3 protein-coding genes are annotated in these 13,849 nt (G+C 59.5%); 2 read left to right on the top strand and 1 reads right to left on the bottom strand.

From position 1 onward, the window contains the following. Positions 1–134 precede the first annotated feature (134 nt). A complete protein-coding gene (locus tag CLU80_RS00520) occupies positions 135–7,481 on the top strand; it encodes an NEL-type E3 ubiquitin ligase domain-containing protein (RefSeq protein ID WP_099756454.1) in 7,347 nt (2,448 codons plus the stop codon). A gap of 45 nt (positions 7,482–7,526) precedes the next feature. On the opposite strand, the gene metH is transcribed toward CLU80_RS00520, so the two are convergent. Then, complete coding sequence (metH, locus tag CLU80_RS00515) at positions 7,527–11,237, bottom strand: methionine synthase (protein ID WP_099756453.1); 3,711 nt, start codon at positions 11,235–11,237, stop codon at positions 7,527–7,529. Positions 11,238–11,392: 155 nt separating this feature from the next. Here metH and CLU80_RS00510 point away from each other — a divergent pair, with 155 nt between their 5' ends. Further along, positions 11,393–13,675, top strand: a complete 2,283-nt coding sequence (locus CLU80_RS00510) for a fatty acid cis/trans isomerase (protein ID WP_099756452.1) — start codon at positions 11,393–11,395, stop codon at positions 13,673–13,675. Positions 13,676–13,849 lie beyond the last annotated feature (174 nt).

Raw genomic sequence — 13,849 nt, 5'->3', positions numbered from 1 at the left:
GGCAGACTGGCGTTGAAGATTGCGCCGTGAGTGATACATATCAGGTTACTCACGGCCGGACCGGCAATAACCGGATACCGCAAATCCGCTGACGGGATATGGTCTGCTGATCGCTCCATCAACTAGGAGTGATCATGATCGCTATCCCTTCCAACCCAGAGACGACGCAAGCTGCGCCGCTCGCTCGAGCTGCCGCTGACAGCCAGCCGACAACGCTCAATACAACGCAAAGCCTGCACCGCGATTTTCTCGAAAAGTCGATCCCGCCGTGGCTGTCCAGCGCTTCGCCGCAACGGCGCGAAGCGCTCAAAACCGTTCCGACTGCGCTGCCAGCGTGGTACCTCGACGCGACGCCGGCACAACGCAAGACGCTGGCCGACAGCATGAAGGCCAGCGTTGTCGCCCAAAACGATCTTGATAGAACCATGGCGACCCTTCAGGACGTCGAGACATTTGCCAGGCCATTGCTGCTCAAAGCGCTCAAGGACCAGCATCAATTACAAATCGATGTCGACAAGACGCTCCTGTGTCTGCGGCGTCCCGTCGAACTGGGCGTTGAAAAGATCGAGCTGGCGTCCTTCGAGGTCCTCAAACTTTCGATGCTGGACGCAGCGCTGCACAACTTCGAAGCTGACGAATGCAAGCAGGGCGCTTATCACTCGACGTCAGGTTTCGTTGTAGCAACCTCCACCCCTGGTACATTCGAGTACGTGAGCATCGGCCTGACGGTGATGCAGTTCCTGACGCTTTGCCGAGAACTGGATGTCGGCAAGCAGTATCAGACCTATTTGACGACATTCTTCCACCCGGCCGATGCTGTGGCAGAGGCGGTGCTCAGCGAGCGCTTCATTGCCAGCCAGAAGGCGACGATGCGCGCCGCAGCCGATCAGGCGCTGTTGCAAAAAGACATTGAGCCGGCGGATCACGCAATGATTGTGTCGGTGATCCACGGCAACATGCACCCGTGGATGGGCGAGAAACAGGTCTGGTTCAGTGACCTGGGCGTGATGAAAAAAAGGCTGACTGGCTGCGTGGTGTTTGTCATTTGCCAGAAGTACCGCTACAGCGACGAGCTGATCCTTTACATCCCTCACGATCCGGAGCACCCGCTCAAGCGCTATACCGTCCAACAGGTGCGCGATGAGTTCAAGCGCTTGCTCACCGCCCGCGATCCCGCACAAGCGCCAGGCGCGGAACCGACCGCGTACCAGCGTTTTTTGAGCCAGTTTCTGCCGTATGACCAGCGTGCGTATTATTTCAGCCAGTTCAGACAAAAAGCGGCCGATTCACCGGGCGATGCATGGACAATATGGCGCTCGCCATGGCTGGCTGTGGCGCAGGTGTTGGCGGGCGGTTCGGTGTTTACCCGGATCCGTGAACTGCCACCCGAGCGTGAGATCAGGTGGGATCCTGTGCCTGATCCTTACATTGCGCCATCGACGTTCGGTCGCAGCGGACGGGGGATTTGGGCGCCCAATGAGGATCTCTGGCAATACCTTTACACCCAGAGCCGTGCCAAGGTATTGGCCGACGCACGAAGCCATGCCGTGCCAGCGGCAGATGTCGATGCGAAGGCCCGTGACGCCAAGCTCGCTCATCTGCTGCAGATCGGCATGCTTGGCCTGAACCTTGTCTCGATGTTCGTGCCGGTGCTGGGCGAGGTCATGATGGTGGTGATGGCCGGGCAGTTGCTGACTGAAACCCTGGAAGGCGCGATTGAATGGAGTGAGGGTGATCGTCGGGCGGCGAAGGATCACCTGATCGATGTCGCGGAGAATCTGGCGCAGATTGCGTTGATGGCGGGAGTGGGGGCCGGGGTGCAGAAAATCTCCGGCGCCAGAGCCGTGCCGATCATCGAGCGGCTGCAGTCGGTGAAATTGCCCAACGGCGAAACTCGCCTGTGGAGAGCCGACCTTAGAGCTTACGAGTCCGCTGTCACGCTGCCAGACAGCCCCGGCCCGAACTCTGCCGGCCAGCATGTGCTGGAAGGTCAAACCTTCATACGCCAGGACGGCAAGGTCTACGAGCAGTTTTACGATGAGTCGATCAGCAAATGGCGCATCAAGCACCCTACCGATGCCAGCGCCTGGCAGCCGGTGCTGGAGAGCAACGGACGCGGTGCCTGGCGGCACACGCTGGAGCGGCCGCGGGATTGGGATCGTCTGACCCTGCTGCGGCGCATCGGCCACGCAACCGAAGCCTTCACCGACGCGCAGTTGATCAAGGCTGCCGATATCGGCGGTGTCACTGACGCCACTCTGCGCAAGATGCACGTCGATTCTGCGCTACCGCCACCGGAACTGACGCAGGCCATGCGCGTGATGCAGGCGGATAGCAACGCGGCACTGGTGGTTGAACAGTTGCGCGGGACAAAACCGATCGACGAACTGTATCTCTTTGCGTTGCCGCTGATCACCGAAATGCCGCGCTGGCCGGCGAACCGGGTGCTGGAAGTATTCGACGGCGAGCAACTGTCCGGCAAGTCGGTCAGGTATGGTTCCGTGCGGCGGTTTCGCGACGTCGGCGTCAAGGCACCGATTCAGATATCGCGGGCCGATATCCTCAGCGGTGGCCTGCCAGCACACATCCTCGCGGCGCTGGACGAGTCAGAACTCACCCGGCTCCTGGGCGAGCAAGGTGCACGCGTGCGCGATGCCCGGCCGGTAGAGTTCGGCAAGCAGATCGCCGACTACGCCGACACTCGTCAGCCGGCGATCTACGACAGCCTCTACAAGGGAACCGACCCCATCGATTCCCGGGTTGCGCGTTTGCAGAAGGCCTGCCCTGGACTCAGCGAACCCGCGGCACAAACGGTGCTGGCCCATGGACGCTCCGATGATCTGGAGCGACTTGACTCAGGCCATCGAGTGCCGCTACGCCTGCTGGAGGAGGCACGCTGGTACGCGCGTCAAAGCCGACAAGTCGCGGCCTATGTCGGTCTGCGCAGTGAAAATGTCGCTTCGGCGGACAGCCGGCGCTTGGCGTTGCACACGCTGGAGCAGTTGCCGGGTTGGGCCGACAGCGTTCGCATTGAAGTTCGCGAGGGCAATGACGCCGGCATGCTGCTTGACAGCATCGGCAGTGAAACAGCCAGCGAGAAGAAATACCTGATCAAGAAAGGCGCTCAGTTTCAGGCGTTCGACGAACGTGGTCTTGCACTCAACAGCCTGCCTCGCAACGGCGACAACTTTTACTCATCGATCATGTATGCCTTGCCTGATGACGCGCGCCGCAGCCTCGGTGTGCCCGAGGTGGGGCAGTCCGCCCGGTTACAGAAAAAGATCATCGATCATGCCGATCGGCATCAGGCAGATACGCCTGCGCTGCTTGCGCCACAGGTCAAATGGATCAAGCCGCCCGTGCGTGTGAACGCTACGTTGATCGGTTACCCCGCGAGCGGACGCGGCGCCGGGTTGCAAATGAACCTGACCGCTCATGTGTGCGATGTCTATCCGCAGCTTACCTACGAACAGGCTAATGGTTTCATTCTCGAGCAGTACCGGACGGGTAAAGACGACAACGCGATTTTCCAGCTGTTGCAATCACGCCGCCATGAATGGCAGCAGTTGAATACGACGCTGGATGAATGGGCAGGCACATCCACGGCGGCGCCTTGGGAACGTTCCGCAACGGATCACAAGTTTCGCGCCGCGCAAGCGCTGAAAACCTGCTGGCGCAACGCCTTGTCCGCTGGAGTTTCAGGTGCCGATGAACTCTCGATATTCACTTATGACCCCCTGCCAGAGCTGAATGCAGACTTTGCCCATGTGCGTAAACTTTCAATTGGCGGCAATGGCATCACCGACGCCAATGCGGACGCCTTTCTGGCGCGATTTGCCAACGTGCAAAAGCTGTCGCTGGGGGAGCGTGGCAGTCTGTTTGGCGCCTACATGGCGCAAGAGCAGGCACTGACGACCTTGCCTTTGACTGTGACCCGGATGTCTGCACTGAAGAAGCTCAAGTTCAGGACGTCAGTCAGGGTGATGGCTTCTGATCTTTCGACAAAATTGAGGACGTTGACTGCCCTTGAGGAACTTCATCTTGATTTTTTCGACGGTCGGAGCCATGCCGCTGGCCTGGATCTGACGCCCCTCAAACGCCTGAAGAAACTCAGGATCGAAGCGTCGGGCCTGACGCAATGGCCGGCCTATGTGCAGCAACTGCCTGAACTGGAACGACTGGACCTGACGCAGACCGCCATCACATCCATTCCACAATCGCTCTATGTCGGACACGAAAAACTCTGGGCAGGCCTGTCGCTGGACTGGTCCAGGTTCTCTCATGAAGCGTTCAAACCCGCTTACGACTATGTGAAAAACTACATGGGGCAGTGGCGACATCTGGTTGATCTGGACTTGATGGTTCGCCGCTACTGTGCCGGAGAACTGCAGTTCCTGACGGGCGAGGCCGGCCGCCTCAATCCGTTGCCCGAGCGCATCATGACACTCTGGAATACCCCGGAAACCCGACTCAAGGCAGTGGAGATTCTGCGTGTGGAGCACACCGCAATTTTCCGCCAGTTCTACGAGCCCACCGCATCTGATGGATTGCGTAATGCAATTCCCGCCGCCCGCTGGCAAGCGCAGCCCAATGCACGGGTGGTACGTGCTCTGGAAAAGAACTGGCGTGCAGCCATACGCAGGCGCTATCGCTTGAATGACGACGTTCGTCCTTTCAATGGGACGAACTGGGCATCAAGCACCGAACTCGACGATGCCGGCGTGTTTGAACTGGTGGACACCGCATGGGTACAGGGCGAAGAGTCGGTCAGTGAACTGCCGCAATTGCCAACCGGTGCGTTTGCTCACGTACAGAGTGTGCGGCTGGATCGGTTGAATGTGCCGATCGACCAGATTCGCGATTTTCTCCGGGCATTCAGTGGCACCACGAGTCTGCAAGTCACCGCCTGCGGATTGACGGAACTGCCGATCCGGCCAGCCGATGCAACCCACCTGACGCAACTGGATTTGTCTCTCAACCTTATAGCCGTTACCCCTGAGGTTCAGAGCCAGTTCAATGCCCTGAACAAACTGGAACATCTCAATGCCCGGCTCAATCGCCTGGACACACTGGACGTTTCTCGCCTGAGCGGGCTCAAGACGCTGAACCTCAGCGTCAATGGATTCAATCAATGGCCGACTGGGGCGGAAAGCCTGCCGCATTTGCGAACGCTGGATTTACGTCATAACACCATCGGGTCGCTCCCCGAACAGGTGCTTGTCAACGACGCTGTGCTGCTGAAGACCCGCCTGCAGAACAACCGCTTCAGTACTACAGGCGAGGCGGACATGCGGGCGGCGCAGCGCCGGATTGAAATGTCCATTGGATTGCCGGAAGGCGCCTTGCAACGGTTCGACGCGCAATCGGCGTCATTGCCGGCCAATTCAAGCGGGACCCCGCCGGAAAGTGCACTGGAGCGCGCCGGTCAGTTGTTAGCACTCCCGCCTGTCTCTGCACCCGGCGACGGTTTCGACATGAATGCCCGTGTACTGGAGATATTTCCCTCGCTGACGCTTGAACAAGCGCAAGCCAGCGTTGCCCGATTGCGCGATGAAGGCCTGTCCCCGGAGCAAATGGCGGACAGGCTGACCCAGTGGCGAGCAAGTGACGAGACGCTGACGCGTGAGTTGAACGGCTGGATTTTCGGTGCGACGCAAGGGCCTGGTGAAAGCGTGTCATTGTCCACAAGGTTCTTCGACGCGACGAGGATCCGCACTTGCTGGCGGGACGGGCTCACTGCGCTTTCCGAGTCCGCCGGACAGACGCTGAGCCTTTCAGCGGGGGCCATGAGCGATCTGCCCGCGCTGTCAAACGTGTTTGCCCATGTGCGGACACTGAATCTGACAGGGATCAAGTTTTCAGTTGATAGCTTCAACCTCTTTTGCCCGGCGTTCCCTGAGTTGACCACCCTGAGACTCAACGGCAATGCCCTGGAACGGCTGCCGGAAGCTGTCGGTCGTTTGAACCGTCTGGAACGTCTGGAGTTGAGCGGTAATCGGCTGGCCGTGGCACAAACCGTGTATCAGCACGTGGGCGGGACGCAACTGCGCTGGCTCGACCTCAGCCACAATCAGCTGGAGGAGTTCAGCGCCATCGCCTTCGTCCGTCTGGAGACGCTCAATCTCAGCCAGAACGGTCTGGAATTCTGGCCTGACGGCGTGCTCGATCTGGCGCATTTGCAACGACTGGACCTGTCGGGCAACAACATCATGGTCTTTCCTGACCGACTGTTGGACGGCAACCATCAAGCGCTGGTGGACGGCACCGACCTGTCCGAAAACTCCCTGTCGCTCAATTGCCTGCAGCAACTGCGGGAATACAGTGCGGCCAACGCAGACCGTGATGTCATGGGTTATTCCCAGGCTTTTCTGCAGCGTGAAATTGCCGAACGCGAATTGGAGACCGACAGCGATTCGGATGCTGGCTCCGGTCAGGGATCGGATTCGGATTCGGGTTCCGACAGCGATGGCCCCAGTGGGGGTGGCGGTTCCCGGCGGGTTGATACGCATGCCATTGTGGAGGCAGCGGAAGTGATTGCCGATCCGGTGCAGGATGCGGCAGTGCCAGCGATGGCAATCTGGATGACGTACACACATGCAGATGCGCATGCCGCGCGGCAGGCGCTATGGCTGCAATTGGCTGATCAGGACAACCATGAGTCGTTCTTTCATTTGCTCTCGACCTTGCCCGATACCCTTGAATTCCGGTTGTCCGGCGCTGATTTGACCCATCGGGTCTGGCAAGTCATCGAGGCCGCCACGGAAAACGCCGAGCTGCGAGAGCTGTTATTTCTCAACGCCGAGACCCACGGCACCTGCGGCGATGGCCGGATCCTGTCATTCAGCGAACTGGAAACCCGCGTCTATGAATACAACGCCCTGCGCGATATTCCACGACACCGCCCGGAGCAACGCGGCAGGGCCTTGCTTGAGCTGACGCGGCGTCTGTTCCGCCTGGAAAGGGTCGACCGGCTGGCAGAAGCCGCGGCGAAGAACAAGGATCGGGCGGAAATCCGTCTGCAATACCGGATCGGCATGACCCGAGGCTGGCCGGACGGGCTGGATTTGCCGGCGCAACCGGAACACATGCTGTACGCCGCACCGATTCGCGGGCAGCAGTTGATCGACGCGCGCACGTCGGTGCTCAGGGATGAAGCATCCGAAATGTTTCTGGAAAATCTGATTTCACGCGATTACTGGATCCGCTACCTGCGCGATCGCCACAGCGAGGTGTTCGAAACGCTCGAACTCAACGCCAGGAGGCGGCAGGAGGAGGTGGAGGATACATTTGCCGACATACACAGCAGCGCTTATCTGGAAGCAGTGGATTCACTTCAGATCGAACTGGCAGAAGCTCGCATCGATGCACTGAAGGCAATGACGCGTACGGAGCTGGCTGCGCTGACGACAGTTCGCGAGGCGGAGCCGCAACCCGGCCCATCCTCACCACAACCCGGCCCTTCCTGGCGCCGTGACAGGTAATTGAGTGGACCTGAGAGCAGGGCGCTCTCAGGTCCATTGCGCAACTTAACTGTCGTAACCCAGATTCGGCGCCAGCCAGCGCTCGGTCACACTCAGCTCCTGGCCTTTGCGCGAGGTGTAGCTTTGCACCTGATCCTTGTCGACCTTGCCCACGGCGAAGTACTGCGCTTGCGGGTGGGCGAAGTACCAGCCGCTGACCGCAGCCGCCGGGAACATCGCGTAGTGTTCGGTGAGGAACACACCACTGCGACCGGCGCGCATTTCTTCGGCTTGCGGATCGAGCAAGGCGAACAGCGCCGCTTTCTCGGTGTGATCCGGGCACGCCGGGTAACCCGGAGCAGGGCGGATGCCGCTGTATTGCTCTTTGATCAGCGCGTCGTTATCGAGCTCTTCGTCCTTGGCATAACCCCAGTGCTCTTTACGCACTTGCTGGTGCAGCCACTCGGCGCAGGCCTCGGCCAAACGGTCGGCCAGGGCTTTGACCATGATCGAGTTGTAGTCGTCGCCAGCGTCTTGATAAGCCTTGGCCACTTCTTCGGCGCCGATGCCGGCGGTGGTGATGAAACCACCGACGTAGTCGGTCACTTCGCTGTCCTTCGGCGCTACGAAGTCAGCCAGCGAGAAGTTTGGTTTGCCGTCGGTCTTGATGATCTGCTGACGCAGGTGATGCAGCTTGGCCAATGGCTTGCCGTCATCGCCGTACAGTTCGATGTCGTCGTCATGTACTTGATTGGCCGGCCAGAAGCCGAACACCGCACGGGCGCTGATCAGCTTCTCGTCGATCAGCTTGGCGAGCATCTCCTGCGCGTCCTTGTACAGCGCGGTGGCGGCCTCACCGACCACTTCATCTTCGAGGATGCGCGGGAACTTGCCAGCCAGGTCCCAAGAGATAAAGAACGGCGTCCAGTCGATGTATTCGGCCAAGACCTTGAGGTCGATGTTGTCCAGTACCTTGCTGCCGGTGAAGGTCGGTTTGACCGGCTGATAATTGGCCCAGTCGAACTGTGGCTTCTTGGCGATGGCCGCTGCGTAGCTCAGGCGCTCGGTGCGGGCGCTGCGGTTCGAGGTACGTTCGCGCACATCGATGTATTCCAGACGCGTCTTTTCGACGAAACCGGCCTTCAATTCTTTCGACAGCAACTGCGTCGCCACGCCCACTGCACGGGAGGCGTCGGTCACGTAGACCACGGCATCGTTGCTGTACTTCGGCTCGATCTTCACCGCCGTGTGCGCTTTGGAAGTGGTCGCGCCACCGATCATCAGCGGCAGGTGAAAGTCCTGGCGCTGCATTTCACGGGCAACGTGAACCATTTCGTCCAGCGACGGCGTGATCAGGCCGGAGAGACCGATGATGTCGCATTTCTGTTCTTTGGCGACCTGCAGAATCTTCTCCGCCGGGACCATCACGCCAAGGTCGACGATGTCATAGCCGTTGCAACCAAGTACCACACCGACAATGTTTTTGCCGATGTCGTGCACGTCGCCTTTCACGGTTGCCATGAGGATCTTGCCTTTGGCTTCCGGCTTGTCGCCTTTTTCCAGTTCGATGAACGGGATCAAGTGCGCCACCGCCTGCTTCATCACTCGCGCGGATTTCACCACTTGCGGGAGGAACATTTTGCCGGCGCCGAACAGGTCGCCGACGATGTTCATGCCGGACATCAGCGGGCCTTCGATCACTTCGATCGGGCGGGCGAACGACTGGCGCGACTCTTCGGTGTCTTCAACGATGTGCGTGGTGATGCCTTTGACCAGCGCATGCTCCAGACGCTTGTTGACCTCCCAGCTACGCCACTCTTCGGTCTCGGCTTCCTTGACGCTGCCGTCGCCCTTGTACTTGTCGGCGATGGCGAGGAGGGCGTCGGTGCCTTCTGGCGTGCGGTTGAGAATCACATCTTCCACGGCGTCGCGCAGTTCCTGCGGGATCTGGTCGTAGATCTCCAACTGCCCGGCGTTGACGATGCCCATGGTCAGGCCCGCGCGGATCGCGTACAGCAGGAACACCGAGTGGATCGCCTCACGCACCGGGTTGTTGCCACGGAACGAGAACGACACGTTGGACACGCCGCCCGAGGTCAGCGCATACGGCAGTTCGTCGCGGATGTAGGCGCAGGCGTTGATGAAGTCCACCGCGTAGTTGTTGTGTTCTTCAATACCGGTAGCGACGGCGAAGATGTTCGGGTCGAAGATGATGTCTTCCGGCGGGAAGCCGACTTCGTTGACCAGAATGTCGTAGGAGCGTTTGCAGATTTCTTTCTTGCGCGCTTCGGTGTCGGCCTGGCCAGCTTCGTCAAACGCCATCACCACAACGGCGGCGCCATAGCGCTTGCACAGTTTGGCGTGATGGATGAACTGCTCGACGCCTTCTTTCATGCTGATCGAGTTGACGATGCCCTTGCCCTGAATGCACTTGAGACCGGCTTCGATCACTTCCCATTTCGACGAGTCGATCATGATCGGCACGCGGGAGATGTCCGGTTCACCGGCGATCAGATTGAGGAAGGTCACCATGGCCTTCTTCGAATCGAGCATGCCTTCGTCCATGTTGATGTCGATCACCTGCGCGCCGGCCTCGACCTGTTGCAGGGCGACTTCGAGGGCTTCGGTGTAGTTGTCTTCACGGATCAGCCGGGCGAACTTGGCCGAGCCGGTGATGTTGGTACGCTCGCCAACGTTCACGAACAGCGAGTTGCGATCGATGGTGAACGGTTCCAGACCTGAGAGGCGGCAAGCCTTCGGAATGTCCGGAATCTGACGCGGCGCGTAACCGGCGACGGCTTTGGCGATGGCTTCGATGTGCCCCGGGGTGGTGCCGCAGCAACCGCCGACGATGTTGAGGAAGCCGCTCTGGGCGAATTCTTCGATGACTTTGGCGGTTTCCGACGGCAGTTCGTCGTACTCGCCAAACTCGTTCGGCAGGCCGGCGTTCGGGTGCGCGGATACGTGGGTGCTGGCCTTGTTCGACAGCTCTTCCAGGTACGGACGCAGCTCACTGGCGCCGAGCGCACAGTTGAGACCAACGGAGATTGGCTTGGCGTGCGCCACCGAGTTCCAGAACGCTTCGGTGGTTTGCCCCGACAGGGTCCGGCCGGAGGCGTCAGTGATCGTGCCGGAAATCATGATCGGCAGTTCGATGTGCAGCTCTTCGAACACGCCTTGCACGGCGAAGATCGCCGCTTTGGCGTTGAGGGTGTCGAAAATGGTTTCGATCAGGATCAGATCCGCGCCGCCTTCGATCAGGCCTTTGGTGGCTTCGGTGTAGTTTTCCACCAGTTCATCAAAGGTGACGTTGCGGTAGCCGGGGTTGTTGACGTCGGGCGACAGCGAGCAGGTGCGGCTGGTCGGGCCGAGCACGCCGGCGACGAAGCGCGGCTTGGCCGGGTTCTCGGCGGTCTTGGCGTCGGCAACCTTGCGCGCCAGACGTGCGCCTTCTACGTTTAGCTCGTAGGCCAGTTCTTCCATGCCGTAGTCGGCCATGGAAATGCGCGTGGCGTTGAAGGTGTTGGTTTCGAGGATGTCGGCGCCGGCATCCAGATAGGCTTTCTCGATGCCGCCGATCACGTCCGGACGGGTGATGACCAGCAGGTCGTTGTTGCCCTTGACGTCACTCGGCCAATCGGCGAAGCGTTTGCCGCGATAGTCCTGCTCTTCGAGCTTGTAGCTCTGGATCATCGTGCCCATACCGCCATCGAGTATCAGGATGCGCTCTTTGAGAGCTTGCTTGAGAGCTTGAAGGCGGACGCTGCGATCGGACATTTGGACTACTCGGAAAGACCATTACGAAGGAGCGGGATCATAGCAAACCTGTGCGCTTTTAGAGCATGTTGGGCTTTTGCATGAATATCGCTCATGTTGGTACGAGCGTCATACTGTAGAATCGCGGCGTTTTTTTCAGGATCGGGATCAAGGGCATGTCGTACCGCGTCATCAGCATTTTTTTGCTGCTTTTAAGCTGGGGCGCCGTTGCGCAGGAACCCACGATCTCATATAGCCGTGATATCCAACCGATCTTCACCGAGAAGTGCGTGGCCTGCCATGCGTGTTACGACTCGGCCTGCCAGTTGAATCTGGGCAGCGGTGAGGGCGCGGCCCGTGGTGCGAGCAAAATGCCGGTCTACGATGGCGAGCGCACACAAGCGGCACCCACCACTCGACTGTTTTACGATGCCTTCGGTAAACGTGCCTGGCAGCAAAAAGACTTCTATTCGGTGCTCGATGCCCAAGGCAGCCAGGCTGCGCTGATGGCGCGCATGCTCGAACTTGGGCACAAGACGCCACTGACGCCGAATGCCAAGCTCCCGGAAGACATCGTCCTGGGTCTGAACCGCGAAAACCTGTGCGCGATGCCCGCCGAGTTCGAAGGCTACGCCGGCGCGCATCCGAAAGAAGGCATGCCGCTGGCGGTGACCGGGCTGACCGATCAGCAATATCAGACGCTGCAGCGCTGGCTGGCCTCGGGTGCGCCGATTGACGAACAAAGCCTGGCGCCAAGCACCAAAGAGGCGCTGCAGATCGTCCAGTGGGAAAACCTGCTCAACACTCCCGGCGCGCGGCAAAGCCTGGTCGGTCGCTGGTTGTACGAGCATTGGTACCTTGCGCATATCTATTTCAAGGACGGCGAGCCGGGCCATTATTTCCAGTGGGTACGTTCGCGCACGCCGACTGGGCAGCCAATCGACCTGATCGCCACCCGTCGCCCCAACGATGATCCGGGCACTCAGGTGTATTACCGCTTGTGGCCGGTGCAAGGGGTGATCGTGCACAAGACCCACATCACCTATCCGTTGAGCGCGGCGAAAATGGCGCGGGTCAAAAGTCTGTTCTATAGCGGTAACTGGCAGGTTAATGCCTTGCCGGGCTACGGCCCGCAGAGCCGCGCCAACCCGTTCGCCACATTTGAAGCGATCCCGGCGCAGGCGCGTTATCAGTTCATGCTCGATAACGCCGAATACTTCGTCCGCACGTTTATTCGCGGCCCGGTGTGCCGTGGTCAGATCGCCACCGACGTGATCCGTGACAACTTCTGGGCGCTGTTCCAAGCGCCGGAACATGACCTCTATATCACTGACCCGAACTATCGCGGCCAGGCCACGCCGTTGCTGGCCATGCCCGGGCAGAACGATGACGTCGGCAGCGTACTGAGCCTGTGGCGCAACTACCGTGACAAACGAAACGAATACGAAGCCTTGCGCCGTGACAGCTACGCTGATTTGCCGGCGCCCAGTTGGTCGACCCTGTGGGCCGGCAACGACAACGCGCTGTTGAGCATTTTCCGCCACTTCGACAGCGCCTCGGTGACCAAAGGCCTGATCGGCGAGGTGCCGCAGACGATGTGGCTGTTCGACTATCCGCTGCTGGAGCGCACCTATTACCAGTTGGCAGTCAACTTCGATGTGTTCGGCAACGTCTCCCATCAGGCGCAAACCCGTCTGTATTTCGATTTGATCCGCAATGGCGCCGAGCAAAACTTCCTGCGCCTGATGCCGGCCGACTCCCGAGAGGATTACCTCAACGATTGGTATCAGAACAGCGGCCAGTTCAAGATGTGGCTCGATTACGAAGCGATCGACGACGACAAGCCGACGGCACTGAAACTTGATGAGAAAGACCCGAAATACGACTTCGCCATGCAATTACTGGCGCGTTACGGTGATCTCAATGCGCACCCGGATCCAATCAACCGCTGCGATGGGGCTTACTGCTCGCGGCCGAATATTGACCCGGCCCTGCAAAATGCCGAGCAGGCGCTAAGCCGCCTGACCTCGCGTCCGGCGGCCGGCTTGAAGGTCATCGACCAACTGCCGGAAGCCACCATGCTGCGCATTGAAACCGCCAACGGCAAACGCGAGGTCTACAGCCTGTTGCGCAACCGTGCGCACAGCAACGTGGCGTTCCTGCTCGGAGAGTCGCTGCGCTATCAGCCCGGGCTGGACACGATCACCATTTTTCCGGGCGTGCTCAGCAGTTATCCGAACTTCATGTTCAACATTCCGGCCGATCAAGTGCCCGAGTTTGTTGATGCAATGGAAAATGCCAAGGACGCCAACCGTTTCGAGAAAATCGTCGAACGCTGGGGAATTCGGCGCAGTCACCCGCAATTCTGGTTCTATTTCCACGATCTGAGCCAATACCTGCACGAAACCGATCCGGTGGAAGAGGGCGTGCTGGACATGAACCGCTACGAGAATCTTTGATCGTTTCAGATTGGCCTGCTGTCCCAACTTTAAGCAACACAACCAAACCCTTGTAGGAGTGAGCCTGCTCGCGATGGCGGCGGTTCATTCAACATCTCTAGTGCCTGATTTTCCGCTATCGCGAGCAGGCTCACTCCTACAAGGGATCTGAGGTGGATTCAGGAATTGTGATCG

The organism is Pseudomonas sp. 29 (genome assembly GCF_002754355.1).
Taxonomy (GTDB): Bacteria; Pseudomonadota; Gammaproteobacteria; order Pseudomonadales; family Pseudomonadaceae; genus Aquipseudomonas; species Aquipseudomonas neuropathica.
Note: the sequence above shows the minus strand (reverse complement) of the source record. Positions and strands in the feature narration are given on the sequence as shown.